General features: G+C 60.0%; 16 protein-coding genes. 6 read left to right on the plus strand and 10 right to left on the minus strand.

The window, feature by feature from the left end:
- Nucleotides 1-35 precede the first annotated feature (35 nt).
- The 8 genes from fhuB to AC13RE_RS19670 form a co-directional block, all read right to left on the minus strand.
- Nucleotides 36-2,027, minus strand: a complete 1,992-nt coding sequence (gene fhuB / locus AC13RE_RS19635; RefSeq protein ID WP_488564166.1) for a Fe(3+)-hydroxamate ABC transporter permease FhuB — start codon at nt 2,025-2,027, stop codon at nt 36-38.
- Complete coding sequence (locus AC13RE_RS19640; RefSeq protein ID WP_488564167.1) at nt 2,024-2,929, minus strand: iron-siderophore ABC transporter substrate-binding protein; 906 nt, start codon at nt 2,927-2,929, stop codon at nt 2,024-2,026. Before AC13RE_RS19640 ends, fhuB begins: the two co-directional genes overlap by 4 nt.
- A complete protein-coding gene (locus tag AC13RE_RS19645) occupies nt 2,919-3,731 on the minus strand; it encodes an ATP-binding cassette domain-containing protein (protein WP_488564168.1) in 813 nt (270 codons plus the stop codon). The genes AC13RE_RS19640 and AC13RE_RS19645 overlap by 11 nt, the downstream gene beginning before the upstream one ends.
- Before the next feature lie 59 nt (nt 3,732-3,790).
- Nucleotides 3,791-4,264 (minus strand): GNAT family N-acetyltransferase, encoded by a 474-nt coding sequence (locus tag AC13RE_RS19650; protein ID WP_488564169.1) that lies wholly within the window; start codon nt 4,262-4,264, stop codon nt 3,791-3,793.
- A gap of 59 nt (nt 4,265-4,323) precedes the next feature.
- Nucleotides 4,324-4,914: a sigma-70 family RNA polymerase sigma factor gene (locus AC13RE_RS19655; protein ID WP_488564170.1), complete on the minus strand. Its 591-nt coding sequence runs from the start codon at nt 4,912-4,914 to the stop codon at nt 4,324-4,326.
- 164 nt (nt 4,915-5,078) lie between these two features.
- Entirely contained in the window at nt 5,079-5,798 is a 720-nt protein-coding gene (locus AC13RE_RS19660) for a 4'-phosphopantetheinyl transferase family protein (protein ID WP_488564171.1), read from the minus strand.
- Nucleotides 5,799-7,118 (minus strand): lysine N(6)-hydroxylase/L-ornithine N(5)-oxygenase family protein, encoded by a 1,320-nt coding sequence (locus AC13RE_RS19665; protein ID WP_488564172.1) that lies wholly within the window; start codon nt 7,116-7,118, stop codon nt 5,799-5,801. It abuts the gene before it with no gap.
- Between the two features lie 32 nt (nt 7,119-7,150).
- Nucleotides 7,151-11,128, minus strand: coding sequence for an amino acid adenylation domain-containing protein (locus tag AC13RE_RS19670; RefSeq protein WP_488564173.1), 3,978 nt, complete (start codon nt 11,126-11,128; stop codon nt 7,151-7,153).
- 327 nt (nt 11,129-11,455) lie between these two features.
- Here AC13RE_RS19670 and AC13RE_RS19675 point away from each other — a divergent pair, with 327 nt between their 5' ends.
- The 6 genes from AC13RE_RS19675 to AC13RE_RS19700 all read left to right on the plus strand — a co-directional run bounded on the left by AC13RE_RS19675 (nt 11,456) and on the right by AC13RE_RS19700 (nt 19,095).
- Entirely contained in the window at nt 11,456-12,607 is a 1,152-nt protein-coding gene (locus AC13RE_RS19675; protein WP_488564174.1) for a GNAT family N-acetyltransferase, read from the plus strand.
- Nucleotides 12,607-13,977, plus strand: coding sequence for an MATE family efflux transporter (locus tag AC13RE_RS19680; protein WP_488564175.1), 1,371 nt, complete (start codon nt 12,607-12,609; stop codon nt 13,975-13,977). Before AC13RE_RS19675 ends, AC13RE_RS19680 begins: the two co-directional genes overlap by 1 nt.
- Before the next feature lie 15 nt (nt 13,978-13,992).
- On the plus strand, nt 13,993-15,174 hold the full coding sequence (locus tag AC13RE_RS19685; protein ID WP_488564176.1) for a PLP-dependent transferase: 1,182 nt from the start codon (nt 13,993-13,995) through the stop codon (nt 15,172-15,174).
- 107 nt (nt 15,175-15,281) lie between these two features.
- Nucleotides 15,282-16,526: a diaminopimelate decarboxylase gene (lysA, locus tag AC13RE_RS19690; protein WP_488564177.1), complete on the plus strand. Its 1,245-nt coding sequence runs from the start codon at nt 15,282-15,284 to the stop codon at nt 16,524-16,526.
- Nucleotides 16,527-16,681: 155 nt separating this feature from the next.
- Nucleotides 16,682-18,103: a cytochrome P450 gene (locus AC13RE_RS19695; protein WP_488564178.1), complete on the plus strand. Its 1,422-nt coding sequence runs from the start codon at nt 16,682-16,684 to the stop codon at nt 18,101-18,103.
- Nucleotides 18,100-19,095, plus strand: a complete 996-nt coding sequence (locus AC13RE_RS19700) for a lysophospholipid acyltransferase family protein (RefSeq protein WP_488564179.1) — start codon at nt 18,100-18,102, stop codon at nt 19,093-19,095. Before AC13RE_RS19695 ends, AC13RE_RS19700 begins: the two co-directional genes overlap by 4 nt.
- Before the next feature lie 82 nt (nt 19,096-19,177).
- Here the strand turns inward: AC13RE_RS19700 and AC13RE_RS19705 are convergent, their stop codons facing one another.
- A complete protein-coding gene (locus tag AC13RE_RS19705) occupies nt 19,178-20,311 on the minus strand; it encodes a mannitol dehydrogenase family protein (RefSeq protein ID WP_488564180.1) in 1,134 nt (377 codons plus the stop codon).
- Between the two features lie 316 nt (nt 20,312-20,627).
- Nucleotides 20,628-22,370: a glycerol-3-phosphate dehydrogenase/oxidase gene (locus tag AC13RE_RS19710; RefSeq protein WP_488564181.1), complete on the minus strand. Its 1,743-nt coding sequence runs from the start codon at nt 22,368-22,370 to the stop codon at nt 20,628-20,630.
- Between the last annotated feature and the right edge of the window lie 57 nt (nt 22,371-22,427).

Consider the following 22,427-nt stretch of genomic DNA (forward strand, 5'->3'; position numbering starts at 1 on the left):
ATATGCCGCGCTCGGGGCGCAACTGCTACGTGAGACTATGCCACCCTTCGCCGTTTCATCAGCAATATCAGCAGAAGCGGAGCGCCGACGAGAGCCGACACAAGGCCGGCTGGCATCTGATAGGGAAAGGCGATCATCCGGCCGAACCAATCCGCAAGCACCATGAGACTGCCGCCGGCGAGTGCTGCACCCATAAGCTGGGGAGCCGCGCGTCGCAGGCCGAGCTCTCGTGCCAGATGCGGCCCCATGAGGCCGATGAAGCTCAAGGGGCCGACGACAAGGGTGGCGGCCGCGGTCATGGCGGCGGCGAGGGCAAATAGGCAGGCGCGGGCGAAGTTGACGCGAATGCCGATTGCCTGCGCCGCCTGAGCCCCAAGCGGCAGCAGGTCGAGCCAGCGATGAGCCAGAAAGGCAATTGCGAGGCCCGCTGTCGCCGCAGTCATCGCCGAAATTGCCTTTGGTGTATCAACGAGATAAGTCGATCCGCTCATCCATTGCATGACGATCATAGCGCGCGGATCGCCGCTCGCGGCCAGCACGCTGATGAAGGAATCCAGCATGGCGCCGAGCGCAATGCCCGTCAGAAGTACTCGTTCCGGCGCGAAACCGGATCGGATGCCGAACAGGAAGATGGCGATGAGCACGGCGAAAGCACCGATACCCCCGAAGCCCAGTTGGGCGGCCATGCCGGGAGCATGTAGAAGGAAAAGCGCGGCGGTGACGCCGAGCGTGGCGCCTGCCGAAATACCCAGAACCTCCGGACTTGCCATCTCATTGCCGCTGAGGCGTTGCAGGATCGCGCCGACAACGCCAAGCATCGCGCCCGCAGCAAAGGCACCGGCGATGCGCGGAAGGCGATAAGGCAGCACGTCGGGCCAATGAAGATAGGCAAGCAGCGTCCATGTTCCATCCGGTGCGCGCCCGAAGAGGATCGCTCCGGCCAGGAGAAGGACGAGCGCCGGAACTGATGCAAACAATAGTAAGCGCGGCGTATGTAAGGCGCGGCTCGCATTCTGAGAGGGAGAGGGCGCGCTGCGCTGCACGGCCTTCAAACGCGGCAGCATCAGGAGCAGCAACGGTGCGCCTAGCAGTGCAGTGATAGCGCCCGTCGGCAGGAAGGTCGAAGAGGCTCCGGAAAGCAGCACGAGGGCTTCATCGGTCAGCAGCAGCAATCCTGCGCCGATGAGGGGCGACCAGACGAGTTGGCTCTTCATCTGTCTAGCGCCGGCAAGCTGGGCGATGCGCGGCGCGATGAGGCCGATGAAGCCGATAACGCCGACCGCACTGGTGACGATCGCGGCAAGCGCAATCGCGATGCAAACGGCAGCAATGCGCGTGCGCTTCACCGACAGGCCAAGTCCGCTCGCGCCGCTGTCGCCCAGCTCCATGAGCGCCAACGGCCGCGCCATTAGCAATGCCGCGACAGAGAGGGCGGCGATTTTCGGGAGAAGGGAAAGCGGAATGGTCCAGCTTTGCTGCGCCAGCGATCCGGCGCCCCAGATGAAGAGGCCGGAGAGATAGCGATCGTTCATCAGAACGAGAATGGCAGCGAGTGCTCCGCTCCAGACGCCGACGATCAAGCCGGCAAGCACCAGCGCCAAGGCCGAAAAGCCGCGTCTTGCGCCGATCAGGAAGACGACTGCAGCGGCAGCGGCGCTCCCGAATAGGGCAACGGCGTCGCGGCTGAGACCCTGAAGAGCGGGAAAGGCAAGCATGACTGCGACGAGCGCGAGATTGGCGCCTGCGGAAATGCCGAGTGTGGAGGGCGAGGCGAGCGGATTGCGCAGTACCTGCTGCAGCAGGCTTCCCGACAGCGAGAGTGCTGCACCCGCCAGCAAGGCGGTGACGATCCTCGGCAGCGTCGAATAGATGAGTAGCAGGCGTTGCGGGTCGTAGCCTGCTTTCTGCTCGAACAAGCGTGAAAGGTCAGGCGCCAGTTGATGCCCGGCAAGCAGGCTGGCGAGCGCGAACAGCGTCAGAGCCACGGCTGGAGCACCGAGGCCGTTATTTGCTTCGGTGCGGATCATGCGAATGTTTCCAGATGGTCAAGCAATATGCGCGCGAAACGCTGCGCCTCCTGCACCATGCCGAACATCAAGGTGCCCGGCAGTACGGATACCCGCCCGGCTCGGACAAAGGGTAGGCTGGTCCACAACGGACTATCCTGGAGATTGTCGAGCACGTTCGGCGGAAGCAGGGGTTCGAATGCGATCAGACGCAAGCTTTGATCGAGCGTCGCCAATTGCTCCAGCCCGATCGTCTCGAAGCCCCAGTAATCGCCCGGCCTGGTCCAGGCGTTTTTGAGGCCGATCCTGGTCATGACGTTCTGGTAGAGGCCTGTGCCGCAATAAATGCGAGCATGGCGCGGATCGACAAAATTAATGAGCGCCAACGGCGGAGGGTTGAGCTTTTTGACGCGGTTTGCGCAGTCATCGAAGAATTGTTCCGACCGGGCAAGGAATTCTTCCGCCTGTTGCCGCCGGCCGATGGCGTCGGCCAGCCGACGCGTCGCCTCGATGGAGCGTGGCAAAGCCTCGCCGCCTTCGGCATAGATCGTCAGTTCCAGGACCGGCGAAATTGCCTCCAGTTGCGGCTTCAAAGGCGCGAGATAGGGCGTGGTCAGGATCAGTGCCGGCTTGACGCTTGCCAGGACCTCGAGATTGATCTCGCTGGTGGTACCGAGATCGATGACGCCAGCAGGCATTTTCGGTTCGACGACCCATGTGTCCCAATCGGCAAGCGAAGCGATGGCGGCCGGTGTTACTCCGAGTGCCAGCAGCGTCGAGGCGAGCCCATAATCGAGGGAAACGATCGGGCCGGACATGGTTTCTGCAGCTACTCCCACTTGCGGAACGGCAAAAAACGCCGCGGTGGCAAGCAGCGTGCGTCGCGAAAGCATCAGGTTCTCGAGGCTGCTTTCAGATGACATAGGCAAGCGGCGTTCCGTGTACGGGATGGGCGGTGACGCCCATGTTCGTGCCGTAGATCATATTGAGCGTTTCGGCCTTCATGAGGGTTGGCGACGGGCCTGCCGCAATGAGACGCCCTTGCTTCAGCGCATGCAGATGATCGCAGAAATGTGCCGCGACATTGATATCGTGCAGGACGAGAATAACGCTCAGATCCTTCGTCCGGCAAAGCTCGCGAACGAGGCCGAGGATTTCCAACTGGTGGGCGATGTCGAGTGCCGATGTCGGCTCGTCGAGTAGCAGGCAGCGGCTGTCCTGCGCGACCAGCATGGCGATCCAGACGCGCTGGCGCTCGCCGCCGGAGAGCGTATCCACCATGCGGCCCGCCAAGGTATCGACATGCGTGAGCTTCATCGCTGTTTCCACCTTTTCCCGGTCGACATCGGTGAAGCGCCCGAGCGCACCGTGCCAGGGATAGCGCCCGCAGGCGACGAGTTCCTCGACGGTCATGCCGGCCGCCGATGAGGTGTCCTGCGGCAGATAGGCGACGGCGCGCGCAAAGGCGCGCATATCGTAGGAGCCGGCGGCGACGCCATCGAACAGGATGCGTCCGCCCGTCGGCTGAATCTGTCTGGCAAGCATCTTGATCAGCGTGGATTTGCCCGAGCCGTTATGGCCGATCAGACCGGAAATCTCGCCCGCCTTGAAGCTGATATCGAGCGGATGAAGAATGGTTTTGCCGTCGACCTCGAAACGCAGGCCTTCCGTCGCGAAGACCGTTGCGTGACTTTGATCATTTCCGGTGATCCTATCGTTTTTCATTGTCATTCCTGCTGAAGCCCACCGGCTCCCTAAAATTCCGGTCGCCGGTGAGCGATGCGTTAGTTGATCGAAGTCAATGGCTTGACGAAGAAGAGACACGGATCGCTTTCGCGCCAGAGGGTTGGAAATATTTCGGCGCGGATGAAGCCGTTTCTGTCGTAGAAGGCGCGCGTCTTTTCATACTGCGGTTCGTCCCGGCCGCGCGGCGCGAGCGTCTTGACCGTTAGAAGCTTGCAATCGGAAGAGCGGGCGAAAGTCTCGGCTGCGGCCAGCAATCGCTTGCCGACGCCGCTGCGATGATGCCGGGGCCGCGTTGCGATCACGAGAATCTCCATCGCGGATGGCGGATGGGCGCGCAGCGACACGAAACCGGCCACAGTATCCGCCTCGACGCAGCCGAACATCGGCAAGTTTTCCACAGCGCCGGCGCAAGCTTCGATAACATCCGGATCGGCGAACCAGTCGGTGAGTTCCGACATGATGTCACGACAGATGGCACCCTTCGATTCGGTTATCTCGATGGTTTCCTGCATCTATTCCTCCCTTTCCTCGTTGTGGAGCATTGATTGCAGACCGGGAGAGTGCGCGGCCATCAGGCCCGCATCTCCCGCACGCGTGTCGGCCGGTTTCGCCTGTGAGTACCGCCTGCATCGCAGTCATGCGCCGCTTCGAGCGAGATTGCGGCGAGGCACCGCGAATGAGCTTCGCGCAGAAGTCCGCATACGAGCGCGCAGGACACACCTGCCTCTTTGGCGATGGTTTTCTGAGGGACATCGTCGAAATAATGCTCCTCATAGAACTTTCTGGTTCTTGCGGGCATGGCTTCGACGGTGCAGCGGAAGGCCTTATAGGCTTGAGCTTCGTGAAGATGTTCCTCGGGGCTCCCATAGGCGGAGGTATTGCCGCCGACTTCCTCTTCAAGGAAAAGGCCGCGCTCATATTGCAGTCGCCGCATATGATCCGTCGCCAGATTGCGCACCATGCGCATCACATAGGGCGCGGGTGCCGCTATATCTTCCTTCAGCGGTTTGGAGACCAGCTGCAGGAGAACCTCTTGCACCACATCCTCTGCCAAGCTCATGCAGCCGGTGATCCGGCGTGCGACGGAGAGGAGCTTCGGATAGGCGTGAAGTGCTGTTTGGAGTTGCTCATTGGAAGTCGACTGCGAATGGTGGGCAATCATGTCGGGCTCTCGCTGAAATCCAAAGTTGCATTTCTGTGTGCCCCTCTTTTTGAGAGGGAACCTATAAAACATGACAATGATAGTCAAGATAGCAGAGTCGAAAAGTGAAGCATCTCGTAAATCGAGGCTTATCCGCCTGATTTTATTTTAATTTTTTTGCCGATCTAGAAGAAAATCCCGCTTTTGTGATGCTGCCATTTCGGTCTTGTTGCAGCTCTGGATGTCGCGATAGCCCATTGAAAATCCCCACTTTCTCCATTGCTGATCCGGCCGGAATGGATGAAAAATGCTTCGCCCGACATCTGATTTTTGCTTTTAAAGGTTGTATATCCTGGCATCAACATCACGCTTTGCGGGTCGGCCAGGAAACCCTGGCCGAAGCATTTCAGCGCGGCCTCTTTTTGGACCCAATAGGCGAGAAAAACATCGCGGCGATCTCGCTCATCCAATTGATGCACCTGATTGAGCTCTTGTTCGGAAAGGATTATCGGCATGATCTCCGAGGCTTCCTTCTCCGAAAATGCGTCGAGGCGCTCGATATCGATGCCGATGTGGCCGCCGCGACAGATCGCGAGCGCTACGCCGTCTTTCGTGTGTGACAGATTGAAGTCGATGTCGGGATAATCGCGCAGGTAGGGCCTGCCGGAAGGGGTAATCGCAAGACAAAGTGCTTGCGGGGCGCAGCCAAGCCGATTGGCGAGAATGCTTCGGCATAGGACCCGCCCAGCAACGAAAAGCCGCCGCGCCGAGCGTGATTTGAATGCTGCGGCACGGCTTTTTTCTGCCTCGCTCAAAATCGAGTCCGGTACGGGATGCCCGTCAGGCAGGTGCAGGCTATGAAGTTCCACCTGCGCCGTCTCTTCCCCCGATTGGCCCGTCTTCACCTATTCGGCTGCCTGTCCCATGTGAGAGGGAAGGTTCGAGGCCTGTCCGTGTGTTTCCCACTGTACGATGGGATCGAGCTGATCGAGATCGAAATGCTGGCGGCCGAGCAATGCGTTGGCGATGACCGCGCTACGCCATGCGGCAAGGCTGAGCTGCGGCTCGGCGATGCCGTGGCTGTGGCGTCCGGCATTGAGAACGAAGATGCGGTTATTACGCGGCCCATCCCATCTGAGCGAGAAATCGCTTTCCAGCACCGGTTCGCCGATGGAGTTGAGCTCGATGCGATTTTCGAGCGAATGCAGAAACTCCGGAAGCACGAAACGATAGCCGGTTGCAAAGACGACCATGTCGACCGTCAGTGTCTCGATGGTGTCATCGAAGCCGTTGCGCATGGTCAGCGTGATTTCGGGACCATCCTGCTCGGCTGCGATGACGTTGCGGAAGGGGCGCAGCGATATGCCGTGATCGGGGTTACCGGCGGCATCGAACTTTCGCTCGTAGAGCCGGCGATAAAGCTTCTTCAAGGTGGAGGCGGAAACGCCGTCGCTCGCCAGTACCTGCCGGCGCGTGTGCGTGAGCCGCAGCTCCTCGGGCAGTCCGTGGAAGCGCTCCATATAGCTTGGTGTGAAGAGCTCATTGGTGAACGGCGTCGCATCGAGCGGCTCGAAATTCGGCCGGCGGCTGATCCAGTGGATGGATGAAACCCTGTTCAGATCCAGGAGCGCGTCGACGATCTCAGCGCCGCTTTGGCCGCCGCCGATAACGGCTATGCGGGGCGCTCTGACATCACCGATGCGCTGCATCGCTTCGCTGCTATGGAAGGTCAAAGATTTGGGCAGTTGCTCGGCCCAGCTTGGCCGAGAGGGGATCTTGCCGACGCCGACGGATAGATTACGGGCGCTGATCGCGCCGTCGTCGGTGATGATGGCGAAGAAGCCGTCATTGGCATGGACTTCACGCACGCTGTTGCCGAAGCGGAGCGAGGCCAGGCCGCGCGCGACCCATCCGAGATAGTCGGCGAATTCCTTGCGCGGAACGGCTTCATATTCCGCATTGAGAAACTGATAAAAGCGTTTATGCGCAACAAGATAGGAGAGAAAGCTCCAGCGGCTTGTCGGATTGGTGGCGGTGACCAGATCCTTGAGGATGGATGTCTGCATTTCCGCACCCGGCAGCATCATTCCCGGATGCCATGCGAAGGATGGACGCCGTTCGAAGAAGCGGACGGAAAGTTGCGGTATGGAATCGAGCTGAGCGGCAAGGCTGAGGTTGAAAGGACCGATTCCGGCCCCGGCGAGGTCGAGCACGTGCGATGTCATGATGCAGCTCCAGAATGATGTCGAAGAGGGGGTTACTTGACGGCGTCTTTGGACAGCGGCGCCGGCGCAAAAGCATGGTCGAGGCGCCGGGCGAACCGCTGGTGGAAGGGCGTCTTGCCGATGATCGTCAAATGATTGGTGCCGGTGACGATCTCCGATGCCGTGGCATTGGGCGAATAGCGTCGCCAGTCGATGACGTTGAGGGCACGCGTGAGAGAATCTTCGGCCGCAAAGGCATGGATGCGGAAATCGGATTGCTCCAGGCGGTAATTTCGGAAGATCATCGCATTATCGATGAGGATCCAGAATGTGTGCTCTTCCGAGCCGATATCGGGACCATCCGTTGGCAGTTTGACGTTATGCTTGACGATATGGTGGAGGAATTGTTCGTAAACCTCCTCGTTCATGGCGGCGAATAGCCTCTTCCAGTCCTCGCGCATCGGCGTAGTCGCAAGCCAGCTCTGCACGGCGACATGGGTGCGATCGCGGATACCGTCCTCGAAGTGCGGCATAATGCCGACGGTGAACTCCTCGTCCATGTCGCAGACATCGACCATGCCGATCATGCGCAGGTCGATATCGTTGCCGAGCTGACGCGCGGCCTCATAGGCGAGCAGCCCGCCCCACGACCAGCCGAGAAAGGCGCAAGGCCTACCCTTGGCTTGTCTGCGTACGGCTTCGGCGTAACGCGCGGTGATATCTTCGACGCGGGTACTCAGCGTCTTGGTCTCGGTCAGCGAATAGCAGATGAAGCCGGTCGCCGGCTGTTCCGGGCCGAGATAATCGACGAGGCGCATATATTCGCGCGTGCTGACGAGGAGGCCCGGGAAGCAGTAGAGCACCGGCCGGTCACCGTTGCGTCTGAGGTAGACGACATCGACGCCGGTTTCGTCGCGACTGCCGTCGATGGCGAGCGCAAGATCGCGCACGGTAGGGTGATTGAACATATCGGCGATCGTCAGCGGCCATTCGGGATGGCGCATCTTCAGGCGCGAGACGATGCGCACGGCCATCAGAGACTGTCCGCCAATATCGAAGAAATTCTCCGTGGCACCGATATCGCCGATGTCGAGGATATCCTTCCAGACATCCAGGATCGCTTTTTCCTTGTCGTTGGCAGGTAACGCCATTTCACGTTCGATGCGCGGTGCGGGCAGGGCCGCGCGGTCTAGCTTGCTGTTCGGCCCCATCGGCAGCTTGTCGATCAGCATGATGGTCTGTGGCACCATGTAGTCGGGCAGGGCGGTCATGGCGGTCCGGCGCAGCTCGGTCACACTGAGGCTTTCACCCTCGCGCGGCACAACATAGGCGACCAGCGAACTGCGGCCGCCGTCATTGTGAAGCAGGATAACGGCCTCGGCGACACGCTGATCGGAGCGCAGCACGGCTTCGATTTCGCCCGGCTCGATGCGGAAGCCGCGCAATTTGATCTGGTGATCGACGCGGCCGGCGAATTCGACGATGCCGTCTTCCCGCCAGCGGCCGAGATCGCCGGACTTGTACAGTCGTCCGCCAGGCGTGAAAGGATCCGGAATGAAACGATCCGCCGTCAGCTCCGGCTGGCCGAGATAGCCGCGTGCCAGGCCGCTGCCGCCGATATAGATTTCGCCAATCACGCCGATCGGAACCGGCGCAAGGTCGGCATCGAGCACATAGATGCGCCGATCGCCCACGCCGCGGCCAATCGGTGCAACGGTCCCCTCGAAGCGGGTGCCAGCCGGGATCTTCCAGATCATCGGCGTCATGATCGTTTCGGTCGGGCCGTAGCCATTGATCAGCAGCTGCGCCTTCAGGTTCTCGGTGATCATGTCGAATACCGCCTGCGACAGCGCCTCGCCGCCGAAGGAATAGAGCCGCAGCCGCGGGATTTCGCCGTTCTCCCCGGCATATTCGGCAAGGCCGCGGACATAGCTTGTGGGCAGGCTTGCATTGTTGACGCCGTGCCGCTTCATCGCCGCGAAGGCATCTTCTGGTGTGGCGAGCTTGTCCTGCGTCAACACCACACCTCCGCCGGCCATCAGTGGCACCATCCAGCGCTCATGGCCACCGTCCGAGGTGAAGGGAAGCACGGGATATTCGCAGGATTCCTCGCTCATCTCGTAGATGCGCAGGGTCGCCTTGCAATGGTGCGCGAGTGGTCCGTGCTCGACCGCCACTCCCTTCGGGACGCCTGTCGAGCCTGACGTGTAGATCACATAGGCAAGTTGCTGCGGGGCAATGGTCGTTGCCGGCGCGCCCACGTTCTCCGCGGACAGGTCGATGGCATCGAGATTGAGATAGGGCGTGGCGATATCGCTCGGCAGGTTGGCGATGTGCTTTGCGCGGGAAATGACGAGCGAGAGGCCCGGGGCCGTCAGGATGTGACGATTGCGCGCTTCAGGATGATCCGGCTCTACCGGCGTGAATGCGCCGCCAGCCTTTAGCACAGCAAGGATGGCGATGATCGCGTCGATCGATTTTTCAAGGGCGATGGCAACGCGCTTTTCCGGGCCGATCCCCATCGCGATCAACCGATGAGCCAGCCGGTTGGCGGCAGCTTCGAGTTCGCCATGTGTCACGGATTTCTCACCCTGTGCGACGGCAAACGCATTCGGCCGCCGTTTCGCCTGCGCGGAGATGACCTCGTGGATCGGCGTGCCGTCGTCGGGCTCCGGTGCGTCCGGATAGGGTGCCGAAAGCCTGTCCAGCTCTTCTGGTGACACGAAGGGAATATGTTTGAGCTGAAGGCCGGGGCTAGCCTGTACCTGCGCAAGTGCCAAGGCAAGATCGTCGGCGAAGCGTATGATTTGTTTTTGATCATGCTTCTGCGGGTCGAAGCCGATGCCGATGCGCAATTTGCCGATGGATGCGGGGGAAACGGTAACGACCAGATCGGCATCGCGGCGCGCCGGCGGTGCGATGGGGCTGCGCAGCGTGACTTCGTTCGAGGTTGCTTGCAGGAGATGCAGGGGCGGACGCACATCGAGGAGCGTCTTGACGAGGACGGTAGTGTCGAAGGATTCGTCCCGTCTTATCAGCGCATCGGCAAGGGACTCGAAAGGCAGGGATTGCCTGATAGCCGTATCGATTTCGTTGACGAATGCGTTACGAACGTCCTTGAGTGTCATGGTGCCGTCGAGTTCCGGCGTCAGGATCAACACGTCCTCGCAGCGGGCGACAACTTTCTGCCCTTCCGGCCGCCTGACCAGGCCGATCCTTTGAGTGCCGTATCCGGTATGGCGCCGCAGGGCGATTCCGAGGGCGGCAAGCATGTCGCCGGAGACGTTAGCGGACGATTGTACCGGCACTTCAAGCATATGCTCGACCCAGGCCTCGTCGACCGTGTTTTTTCCCGCCGATGTTTGCGGCGGGAGTGACGCAATGTTCTCCTGAGCCGTCAGCCGCTGGAACCAGAAGTCGACCAGTTCCGGTGCCGCATGGCGCGGTGCGCCATTGGCAATCATCCACGAAGCGGCGTTGGGCAGTACGGTCTCTGCGATATCCGCCGGGTCATGACCGTCGATGTTGTGAAGGAAATCCGTCGCAAGCAGGTCGAGCGCCGCAGCGTCGGCAAGGATGGCGTGGAGGGAGAATAGGGCGCCCACCGCCCGCGCTTCTTGCGTCAGGAGGATGAAGCGGGCCGGATTGCCATCGGTAAGGTCGATCGGGCGGGCCTGTTCCGCTGTGGCAGCCGCGGTCAGCGCGTCGTCCAGGTTTTCGCCTGCAGTCAACTTCGTCTCGATGATCTCGACGAAACGGCCGTTCCTCAGGATCTGCTGGACGGCGCCGCCTGCCCGTGCCTCGAATTCCGAGGTAATGAGGGGATGTTGCCGTGAAAGCTTTGACAGGCCCTGATGTGCGACAGCAAGAGGGACGGGAGGAAACGCGATGGCGAGTATTTGTCGCCCGTAGACGACTTCGTTACCAGTCTCGGACAAGAGCCAGATACGTGACTGTGTCGGCGATAGGGAGCATTTGGCGAGAAAATCCGTATCGTTTGCTGCCTTGGCGTTGCGATCGTGGATAGTCATTTCTTCGCGGCTCTCCTTGAATGTATTGAAATACATATCCAATCGATCGAAATACAATAACGTATACTTCTCAATATCTATGAGAGATATTAAGTTAAATCGATCGATATCCATGTCTTATGGCGTCGATAAACTCGGATGTTCCGAAAGTTACATTGACGTAGCTGCATAACGAATGAGGTTTTGGAAAATTCAGATGATTTTCGAAAAATATTTTTTTGGAAAATATTTTGAATTTTTGCTGACGTCGTTCGTCACCGCAGAATTAGCGCTGTGTTTGGCCTGCGGTTTTCAACCGGCGTGGTTCTGAAGATATGGAGATGAAAGATGGATGCTTCCCTGGCGATCAGGAGCGATGGGACGGCGGAGAAATCCTTTGATCTGCGCCTGCCGGCTTCGGGCTTCGAGAGCAGCGCGCTTGCCTGCGGCCAGCCGCTCATCATATCGGCAGGGCATGCACCGGGGAGTTTCCGTGTCGAGCACTACGGAGTGAAGGTGGCCTCAGGTCATCTAGCGGGGCCGGCCACCAATCTCCTCGTCTTCGATACAATCTCCACCGCGGTCCCGCCGCTTTCTGACGAGGATATCGTCAACGCCGTGTCGGAAGCCGTTCTGGCATGCAATCCGCATCTGGACTGCTTCCAGATCGAGCTCCCAGATGGCGACCTCGTAAGGCGCCTGATGGAAGCGGGTGCCATCGAACGGCGCGGCGAGCGCCTGATCGTGCGGCCGGAATCCCTCTTCCAGCAGCCAAGATCCTGGCTTGGAAGCGTGCCAAGCAGCTATCCGGAAGTGTCGACATTGACAAATGGCGCCGTTCACCCGCAGCGGCCGCCGAAGCCCGCCGGCCCTGTCTACAGCCGCTTCATTCCCTGGCTGAATACCCAGCTCGGCTTCCATGTCGCCGATATCGAGGCCGATCTTCCCCATTTCCATCGCTGGATGAACGATCCGAGGGTCGCCGCCATATGGGAAGATAGCGGCGATCTTTCCTATCACCGCGATTTCATCGCCGGCCGCCTTGCCGATCCCCGCACTCTGCCGCTGATCGGAACCATCGGGGGTGCGCCCTTCGGCTATTTCGAGCTCTATTGGGCGAAGGAAGACAGGATCGGACCGCATTACGAGGCCGACGGGTATGACCGAGGCTGGCATGTGGCGATCGGCGAGGATGATTTCCGCGGGAAGGCCTTCGTTAGCGCCTGGCTGCCGTCGCTGATGCACTACATGTTCCTGGCCGATCCACGCACGCGACGTATCGTCGGCGAGCCGATCCATCATCACACCCAGCAGATCCGCAATCTCGACCGTTCCGGCTTCGCTAAGGTCAAGCATATTCAGTTCCCGCACAAGAAGGCGTTGCTGGTCATGCTCCTGCGTGAGCGCTTCTTCATGGACCGGCTGCTGTTGCCGGATCTCACCGGCTTGTCCACAGAGGATGGACAGCCTGTCCTTGGCTCGCTGGCGCGAGGCGCCTGATGAAAACAGCCGTCGATATGAACGATCCGCGCGTCAAGCGGCTCGTTCTGGCGGTCGCGCTTCCGGCCGTGGCAGGACTTGCCGCAAGTGCCGGCCATCATGCGATTAACGCGATCTTCCTGGGAACGCTCGGCCCGGACATGCTGGCAGGCATCAGTCTGGTCATGCCACTGTTTTTGCTTGTCGCGGCCGCCGGTCAGGGGCTGGGCATCGGGCTTGCGACGCTGCTTGCGCGCTACCTTGGCGAAGGGGATCTCAAAACTGCAGCGTCGGTCGCCACGACAGCGCTCGCGGCGACGATCCCGCTCGGTATTTTCTTGTCGATCCTGATCTATCTCGGCCTGCCGGATTTTGTCGGCGCACTCGGCGCCAGCGACAATCTCCTCGCTCCTGGGCTCGATTATGGGCGGCTGCTTGCTCTCGGTCTGACACTCGGGCTTTTGCAGGCTATCTGCGATTTCATAGCGATCGCCGAGGGCAATTCACGCTTCTCGATGATCGTGCTGATCGCGAGCTTCGCCTTGAACGCGGTTCTCGATCCGGTCTTCATCTTCCTCTTCAAGCTCGGCGCGTCCGGCGCGGCACTAGCGACCATTGTTTCGTCCATTGCAGCCCATGCATGCTATGCCGTCTACTTTCTGCGCCGATGGGGAACGGTAAGCGTGACCGGCGGGGCGATATGCTGGCAACTGCTTTGGCCGATCGCGCGGATCGGCCTTCCCGCTGCCGCAACAAGCATTGTCACGGGCCTCGGCTTTCTGGTCCTGATGCGGGAGGCGGCGGTCCATGGCGGGGATAAAGGTGTCGCGGCAACGGCGATTGCCATCCGTCTGATGACCTTGGGACAGCTACCGTTGTTCGGCTTTTGCCTCGGCGCCCAGAGTGTCGTCAGTCATGCCTTTGGCGCCGGCGATGCTGAGCGGCTTAAAGCCGTTATTCGGTTCATGCTGGCTGTGACGATACCGGTCGCATTGCTCTATTCCATCCTGCTGTTCTTGGCTGCCGAGCCGATCGCGCGCCTGTTCACGGATAGCCAGGACGTCGTGGATGAGGCAGTCGCCTGGCTGCGGTCCCTCTTTCCTATCTTTCCGCTTGCGGCCTTTCAATCCGTCCTGCTCGTCATGCTGCAATCGCGGGGCAGGGCGGGTCTGTCCGCCCTCGTCGGGCTTGCGCCGCAGGGCTATCTGCTGATCCCGCTTCTGCTCCTGCTGCCGCTTTGGATGGGCTTTGCCGGCGTTTCAGCCGCCGTGGCTACCGCTGCCATCCTTGCTGCCATCCTCGGCGGTCTTGTCTGCTGGCGGGAATGGCTCGCCATTCTGCCGGCCGACGCACCGGGCCGCCTTGTTGGCCAATCGACACTTCACTCCTGACCCAAGAGGACCGCTATGAACGAGACGCCGAGATTCGATGCCTACCGCCACGCCATTCCCGATACGCTGATGCCGCCGCGCGACGATCCCTTCGATGCCGCCGTGCCGCCGATCTATCAGACATCGCTCTTCCTGTTCGATAGCTACAAGGAGCTGGAGGACGTCTTCGCCGGTCGTTCGAAGAAGCCGATCTATTCGCGCGGCGACAATCCGACCGTGCGGCTTCTGGAGCGCAAGATCGCCGAAATGGAGGGCGCGGAAGAGGCGCGTGCCTTCTCGAGCGGCATGGGCGCGATTGCTGCCGCGGTTCTCGCCTTCGTCGGCCCAGGCGATCGTATCGTCACCGTCCGGCACGTCTATAGCGATGCCTTCCGCTTCTTTGAAAAAGTCCTGAAGCGCTTCGGCGTCGTCGTCGACTATATCGACGGCACCGATACGGGGGCTATGCTTGCCGCACTTCCCGGCGCCAAGCTCGCCTATCTCGAAAACCCGACCTCGATGGTCTTCGAGTTGCAGGATCTGACTGCGATCGCCGAGGCCGCTCGCCGGCATGGCGTCGTAACGATGGTCGACAATTCCTGGGCAACACCGCTCTTTCAGAAGCCTCTCTCCGTCGGCATCGATATCGTCATTCACGCCGCCTCGAAATATCTCGGCGGACAGAGCGACACGGTTGCAGGTCTGGTCACCGGCTCGAAGGCGCATATCGACCGGATCAACAGCGAAATCTACCCCTACACGGGTGCGAAGCTCGCGCCGTTCGAGGCATGGCTCGTGCTGCGGAGTCTCGAGACACTGCCATTCCGCATGCGGCATCATCATGAAGCCGGGCTCGAAGTGGCATTTTGGCTTGATGCCCATGCGGATGTGACCAGTGTCATGCATCCGGCCCTCGGCGATCATCCGGGAAAGCGTACTTTCAGCGGATTTGGCGGGCTGTTTTCCTTCGAGGTTTCGAACCGCATCGATGTGGCCGATTTCGTCGATGCGTTGCGCCTCATTCGTATCGGTGTCAGCTGGGGCGGACCGGAAAGCCTGGTGGTGCCGGCAAAGGCAGCTCTCAGCATTTCGCCGGAGACTAATGTCTTCGCGCGCTTTGGTGTCAGCGACCGAACGATCCGCCTGAACGTGGGACTGCACTCGGCCAAGGAGATCATTGCCGATCTCGAGCAGGCCCTTGTCGCCGCGAGGCGCTAGCCAGCTGCAGCACTCTTGTATTCAGAAAGGGGTGGAGTGACACGGTCGCTCCGCCCATACTATTATTCATTGTTGATCCATTCCCGCCCCGACCCGATCGAGACAAGATGACCATCCCTTCCGATGAAACGCTGAGCGCGCTTGCCGCCGAATATGGAACGCCGCTCTGGATCTATGATGCTGCCGCGATCCGCCGCCGCATCGCCCAACTCTCCGCCTTCGACGTTATCCGCTATGCGCAGAAGGCCTGTTCGAACATTCATATCCTGAAAGAGATGCGCAAAGCGGGCGTGCGGGTCGATGCCGTCTCGCTGGGCGAGATCGAGCGGGCGATGCGGGCAGGTTTTTCCGCCGGCAATGCGTCGGGAGAAGCGGAGGTCGTCTTCACCGCCGACGTCTTCGATCGGCCGACGCTGGAACGCGTCATTGCCGACAAGATCGAGGTAAATATCGGCTCTATCGACATGCTGCGTCAATTGGGTGAGCGCTCACCGGGCCATAGGGTTTGGCTGCGCATCAATCCGGGCTTCGGGCATGGCCATAGCAAAAAGACCAATACCGGCGGCGAAACCAGCAAGCATGGCATCTGGTTCGAGCAGTTACAGGAGGCCGTGGCGCTGACGCGGCAATATTCGCTGAAGCTCGTCGGGTTGCACATGCATATCGGCTCCGGTGTCGATTATGGGCATCTGCAGCGTGTCTGCGGTGCAATGATCGGATTCTGCCGCACGCTGGATGTCGATATCGAGGCCATTTCCGCCGGCGGCGGCCTGTCTGTGCCTTACAGGGAGGGTGAGGAGGAGATCGATCCTGCCCATTACTTTTCGCTCTGGGACAAGGCTCGGCGCGAGATCGAGACGCATTTCGGCCATCCAATCCGGCTTGAGATCGAGCCGGGCCGCTTCCTGACAGCGGATGCAGGCGTATTGCTGGCAGAAGTGAGGGCGGTCAAGATGATGGGCCGCAACCGCTTCGTGCTTGTCGATGCCGGCTTCAGCGATCTCGCCCGGCCGGCGATGTATGGCAGCTACCATCACATCGCGGTCATTCCGGGCACGGCGCCTCGCAGTGCTGCCGGAGCAATCTTCCCCACCGTTGTCGCAGGCCCGCTCTGCGAATCGGGCGATGTCTTCACGCAGACCGACAACGGCACGGTGGAAACCCGCGATCTGCCCGAAGCCCATGTCGGCGACTATCTCGTGTTTCATGGTGCCGGCGCTTACGGCGCGACGATGTCATCGAACTACAATAGCCGTCTCTATGCGCCAGAAGTGCTGATCGACGGTGAGACGCATCGATTGATCCGCAGGCGGCAAACGCTGGATGAATTGCTTATGCTGGAAGGCATTTAAGCGCAGCCGATTTCCAGGCGAAAGACGAGCCTTAACTTCGGCCAAGCAGGGGCTTTTCCGCGGTTGCGAAATGAATATAGTGGCCACGTCCGTGTGTCGTGTCCGAATGCTCTCTTATCATCTCTGGCCGCAAGGCGTGAAAGTTCTGCACCGCTATGCTGGCCTGGCTTGATCAGAAAACCGAAATCGTCGAACACGCCGATCAATCCTCGCACTATTTCGAGCCGGCTCACGCAGCTTATTATAGCGGGAAGCCCGGCCAGCCGTTGAAGCTGATGCTGCAGGCGCGCAGCGACTTCCTGTCGATCTGGCGCCGCGCTGATTATCGCGAGCATGTGGCGGAGTTCAAGCTTCTGGGCCGCCAGCTGATCATCGTCAATTCGCCTGAAGCCATCCGCTATGTGGTGGCCAAACGCCATGAGAATTTCGAGCGCAAGACGCCGCAGATGCGCCGCGCGCTGGAATATCTTTTGGGCGATGGTTTATTCATATCCGATAAGGAAACCTGGAGACAGCGCCGGCCGCTGGTCTCCGATATCGTGCATAAAAACCGCGTGCCGGCCTTCGGCGCGATCATGCAGAGCACGGCAAGCGAGCTTGCCGACCGCTGGCAGAGCTTGGGAGAGGGGGCCGAGGTCAACGCCCTATTCGAGATGGCGGGGCTGACGGCGGAGATCATTTCCCGCAGTGTCTTCGGCAATGACCTCGGCGAAGAAAGCGCAAATGCGGTGACCGAAGGGTTTGCGAGCTACCAGTCGTTGGTCGATTCCGTCAATTTCGGCTATTTTCTAGGCTTCGATGAAGGTTTGCCGATCATCAAGACGCCGAGCTTGAGCCGATCGGTGAAACGCATTCACCGCATTATCGATCAGGTGATCGAAGATCATCTGGCCGGCAAGGGAGACAACAGTTCGATGGTCGAACTGCTGATCCGTCGTCAGCAGCGCAATCCCGAGCTGAAACTCGATGTCGTGGCACTTCGCAACGAGGCTGCCACCATCTTCATGGCCGGCCACGAAACGACCGCGGCAACGCTGACCTGGGCCTGGTACCTCTTGGCAGGTGCGCCCTGGGTGGAAGAGGCAGTTCATGCGGAAATCGACGCCGTCTGCGGCGATCGGGTTCCCTCGATCGATGATGTTGCGAAGCTAGACTGGTGCCGTGCGGTCATCGAAGAGACGCTGCGCCTCTATCCTCCCGTGCCGATTCTAGCACGACAGGCGGCCGAGGCCGACCAGATCGGCGACGTGAAGGTACGCAAGGCCGCATTGGTGCTGATCGTGCCCTGGATCCTGCATCGCACGGATTCGCTCTTTCCCGAGCCGCATCGCTTTCACCCCGAGCGTTTCCTCGGCGAGACACGGCCGACGCCCTACAGCTATATTCCCTTCGCGGCCGGCCCGCGCGTATGCCCCGGTCTGCAGTTCGGCCTTACCGAGGCGATCCTTTGCCTGGCGATCCTGGCCAAGCGTTTTCGTGTCCGGATCAGGGATGGACACAAGGTTCAGCCACAATGCCGTCTGACGCTGCGTCCGCGTGAGGGCATGCCCGTCACATTGCATCGGCGTCGGGGATGACGGCTGGGGACGAAGGCGACGAAAGAGTTGTCGCGTCAAAGCGCAAGGCGTGGACCTATGAGCCTGCCAAGGCCCCGCCCTTTGCCGATTTCGCAGCCGGCGGTAACCGCCGCAAGGCATTTCTGCGCTACTGGGTCTTCGAGAACATCGACAATGCCGTCGATCTCTTCTTCTATTTTTCCTTCATGCTCTTGCCGGCCAGCGTCTGCTCGGATCTCGGCGGCTGGCTTGGGCGTCTGCTTGCTCCCCGCTTTCATAAAGCGGCTTACGCGCGCGCGGCAGCCAATCTCAAAACGATAAGGCCCGAACTCACGGATATAGAGCTCCAGCGGCTTCTCGATGCCTATGCCGATTCTCAAGGGCGGCAGATGGCGGAATATTCCGTCGTGCCGCGATTGGCGCGACGGCACGTCCGCATGATTGGCACCGAAGGGTTGGTTGAGCGTTGCAGCCAAGGCCCGGTGATCTTCATCGCGCCGCATATCAGCAACTGGGAAGTGCTCTGGCATTGCCTTCTCGACATGGGGCTTGATGTCACCATGAACTACGACCCGCCCAAACGCCGCTCACGCCACTATATCGTCAACCGGCTGCGCAAGGGAGCGGGGCTCGGAATCCTGAAACCTGGCCGCAGCTTCGTCCGCCCGGCTCTGAGAATCCTGGAAAACGGCGGCAATCTGCTGATGTTCTGTGATGAGGGATTTAACGGACGTATCCGAGCGCCATTCTTGGGCAGGCCTGTGCACCTTGAGGGCAATTATGCGCTCATTGCGCGAATGGCAAGGAAGACAAATGCGCTGATCTATCCGATTTATATTGTTCGGGAAAAGGGGGCGCGATTTGCGCTAACAGCCTTGAAGCCTTTCATGCTCCCCGAAAAATTCGGCGTTGAGGAACATCTTGTTCAGGACGTCGCGCAATTGAATGCTGTTATAGAACCAATGGTGCGTTCGCATCCAGAGCAATGGTATTTTGTTGATAATCGACTGTAGCGAGAATGGAGACTCAACTCGAGGAATCCGTAAGCGATCTTCTAGATGATCCATCGCCTTAGGCACCTCGCGTGGAGCGTCATCATGTAAGTTGAGCGAAAGAATAGCGCGCCACGATCTGTCTCAGCACGGGCATGCCTGTGCTACCAGCCTTATCCGTCGTCCAATCTAGAAAGGCGCGGATGCGGCGGGCGACCTTTTCGGGGTGATGCTGGCTGATGTCGGAAATGCGATGGTCGAGGAAGGGATTGCGGAAGCGGTCGAGCGTCGTTGCGACATAGGCTTTTGCCTCGTCGCCCATACCGTTTGCGGCAAAGCCGGGCAGCACTTCGCTTTCATAGAGGGTGTCTAGCCTGGTCCGTATATTTTTATCGGCCAGGATGGCACGCACGGTTTCATCCGCCGGCCGGCCTTCGCGCTGCCAGATTTCGGCAAGAAACGTGTGGCCGAGATTGAGGATATGCAGTTTCAGGCGCTCGTAAGGTTCGAGATCGTCCGTCAGCACGATGCTCGGATGTTGGCATGGCGCTCGCACGCCGGGCGCGCGCTTGATCGCCCATAGAGCATAAGGTTCGGCAACGGCGCCGATCGGTTCAATCGGCTCGGAAACAATACGATCGACCAGGGTTTCGGCGAAGGCGACGTGGCCGTCGAGCCAGTCATAAAAACCAGCCGCCACATTGTTGAGCCTGGCGCAATCGACGACCGCCTGTTTCAGAACGCGGCCATTGCCCGTTATCAGTTCGCAGGGAAGGATGACCAGGGGGCGGGCGGAGGCCTGCCAGCGTTGGACGAGGAGGGCGGCAAGCTTTGCGGGGAAGGATCGAGGAACATCGTCATTCGAGCCGAAACGATCCTCCTCCGGCCAGGTCTGGTAACCGGTGTCGCCGGTGTTGGAGACGACGAATTCGGCATCCTCGATAAAGAGTTTCGACAACTCCTTCCAATGCTCGACCGCTGAAAGGCCCCGATCGACGCTGGTGACCTGCACGGTACTATTGACTGGCTGGCCATCCGACATGCCGCGGATGATGACCGGATAGCCCTGCGGATCGCCGAATGCGGCGATACGTCCACTACGGCTGCTGGCGCCTGAGACCTGAACGACGGCGATCGGACCGACATCTTGGCCGGATTGCTGTGCTTCATGCACAAATAATGCCACATGCGCCTGCAGGAACCGGCTGGTGCCAAATTGGATGATCCGTGAGCTCAAGCCGATATCCTCGTATATGAATGCTGTTGGCAGACCATGCATAGGGATGCGGAGACCCACGCATTTAGTGATTGTTTTTTATCCATAGAAAACATTGAAGTCGCCGGCCGTCAAATGTTTTCTATGGCGATAACAGAGCATTTCCCTCAGCGGGTTTGCTGTAACGGCCTGATCGAGGCCAGCGTGGCTGCACTCGGCGCTCCCGAAGAATGCTCGGGCAGTTCGGGCGGTGGGCTGTATTTCACGCATTCAGCCATAGAACTCGTGCCACAAGGCCGGTCTGCCTGATCCGTTATTTTCTTGGCGCGGAGGATGATCAGCGCGCCGCAGGATCTGCCGCCCGGCGCATGTTTTCTTCGGTCAGCGTCTGGCCGTGGAATTTCGACAGCGCCGTGACGACGTCATCGATTTCTTGGTTAAGCCGCCGGGCGTCCCATTGCAGGGCCGCTGCGGCAATGGCGCCGATTTCGCGCAGGCCTTGGATCGTCAGAAGTCCTTCGATCGCCACGGTCGTGCGGCGGAAGACGATGTCGGAGAGATGCACGACCATCTCCTGGCGCGCGATCCAGTCGATCTCCAGCGCGCTATGACGTGGCGCGCCGCTTATGCGTTGACTGTCACTACAGTCGCAACGGTGGGCAAGAATTTCCGCGGCGGTCGTGCCGTATCGGCCAAGCAGCTCATCCACTCTGTCTGCCTCGACACCAGTCTTTGTCGCAACGGACCTGATCCAATTCGCCCGCTCATTGGAGGTGATCGGAAAATCCCGTCCGCCGCCGATCGCAAGGCGCTCGGTCGATGTCCTGCGTCTGCGTTGGAGGCGTGCGAGCACGATATCGGTGACTTCCTCGGCAAAGCCGCGGAACGTGGTCCACTTGCCGCCAACAAGCGAGATGATCGGGAAGGGCCGTCCGGCCTGCGGTTCAAAGACGGGTGCGGAGTGATCGCGACTGATCAGGCCGGGCGAGGAGGCATCCGAGGCGGGCAGAGGCCGGATACCGCTATAGCTGTAGGTCACTTGGTCGCGGTCGAAACGCAGGCTTGGCAAAAGCGTGCGTACGCTATCAAGGAAGTAATCGATCTCCGGCTCTTCGCAGCGAACATTGTCCGGATCGTCGCAAGGAATATCGGTCGATCCCACAAGCGCCTGGCCAAGGTAGCCGTAAACAAGGCAGATGCGGCCGTCATCGGCTTCGAAATAGATCATATGGCCGTTCAGGCTGCGCACCAGTTCCGGATGATCGAGCAGGATATGCGATCCCTTAGTACCGCCGATCAGATGGGCGGGTGCTCCAAGAGCGGCATTGACATGATCGATCCATGGGCCGGCAGCATTGATGACGAGCTTCGGCTTGACCGAAAAGGCATAGCCATCCGCGCGCTGGAAGGTCAGCAGGCCGTCGGCTGACGAAACCAGTCTTGTTGCATTTGCTGCGAGCGAGTCCTTGTTTGCCTCCAGCCCGTCTTTGACCAGTTCATAGACCAGCCGTTCCGGTCGGCTGATCTTGGCGTCATAATAGATGCCGCCGGCGACGATCTCCGGCGTGACATGCGGCATTTCCTTCAGCGCCCGGCGCTTCAAAAGGAACCTGTGGCGCGGCATGACGCGGTTGCGCGAGCCGAAGAAATCGTAAAGCGCGAGCCCGATCTTGATAAGCAGGGCGCCGCGGCTGCGCGGGGCGGTGGTCGAGCCCGTCAGCGTGCGAAGGGCGGCCCAAATCCCGCGCGTCCAGGAGAAGATCGGCACGAAGGTCGGCAGGGCTTCAACGCAATGCGGCGCGTTCTTGAGCAAGAGATTTCGCTCGAGCGCCGACTGCGCGACAAGCCGGAACTCGCCGGTCTCCAGATATTTGAGGCCACCATGGATCAGCCTGGATGGTGCGGCACTCGTACCCGAGCCGAAATCCGATTTATCGACGATCAGGCAGTTGACGCCCTGCAGCGAGAGATCGCGGAAGAGGCCGGCACCATTGACGCCGGCGCCGAGAATGACGACATCGACATCTCCGTCTTGAAGTTGCGAGAAGCGTTGTTTCAGATCGGCGGCCATATCGGTCATAACATCATTGTCCTGGTGAACTGCCGCGATAGAGCCCGTCTTCGCGACGCAAGTGGC

The organism is Martinezella sp. CNPSo 3959 (genome assembly GCF_057784355.1).

What these genes read in the sequence shown, in the direction of transcription:
- AC13RE_RS19710 (WP_488564181.1), bottom strand. Translation starts at nt 22,370, where the DNA reads ATGACCGATATGGCCGCCGATCTGAAACAACGCTTCTCGCAACTTCAA.
- fhuB (WP_488564166.1), bottom strand. Translation starts at nt 2,027, where the DNA reads ATGATCCGCACCGAAGCAAATAACGGCCTCGGTGCTCCAGCCGTGGCT.
- AC13RE_RS19655 (WP_488564170.1), bottom strand. Translation starts at nt 4,914, where the DNA reads ATGATTGCCCACCATTCGCAGTCGACTTCCAATGAGCAACTCCAAACA.
- lysA (WP_488564177.1), top strand. Translation starts at nt 15,282, where the DNA reads ATGACCATCCCTTCCGATGAAACGCTGAGCGCGCTTGCCGCCGAATAT.
- AC13RE_RS19650 (WP_488564169.1), bottom strand. Translation starts at nt 4,264, where the DNA reads ATGCAGGAAACCATCGAGATAACCGAATCGAAGGGTGCCATCTGTCGT.
- AC13RE_RS19675 (WP_488564174.1), top strand. Translation starts at nt 11,456, where the DNA reads ATGGATGCTTCCCTGGCGATCAGGAGCGATGGGACGGCGGAGAAATCC.
- AC13RE_RS19670 (WP_488564173.1), bottom strand. Translation starts at nt 11,128, where the DNA reads ATGACTATCCACGATCGCAACGCCAAGGCAGCAAACGATACGGATTTT.
- AC13RE_RS19685 (WP_488564176.1), top strand. Translation starts at nt 13,993, where the DNA reads ATGAACGAGACGCCGAGATTCGATGCCTACCGCCACGCCATTCCCGAT.
- AC13RE_RS19700 (WP_488564179.1), top strand. Translation starts at nt 18,100, where the DNA reads ATGACGGCTGGGGACGAAGGCGACGAAAGAGTTGTCGCGTCAAAGCGC.
- AC13RE_RS19680 (WP_488564175.1), top strand. Translation starts at nt 12,607, where the DNA reads ATGAAAACAGCCGTCGATATGAACGATCCGCGCGTCAAGCGGCTCGTT.
- AC13RE_RS19645 (WP_488564168.1), bottom strand. Translation starts at nt 3,731, where the DNA reads ATGAAAAACGATAGGATCACCGGAAATGATCAAAGTCACGCAACGGTC.
- AC13RE_RS19640 (WP_488564167.1), bottom strand. Translation starts at nt 2,929, where the DNA reads ATGTCATCTGAAAGCAGCCTCGAGAACCTGATGCTTTCGCGACGCACG.
- AC13RE_RS19695 (WP_488564178.1), top strand. Translation starts at nt 16,682, where the DNA reads ATGCTGGCCTGGCTTGATCAGAAAACCGAAATCGTCGAACACGCCGAT.
- AC13RE_RS19665 (WP_488564172.1), bottom strand. Translation starts at nt 7,118, where the DNA reads ATGACATCGCACGTGCTCGACCTCGCCGGGGCCGGAATCGGTCCTTTC.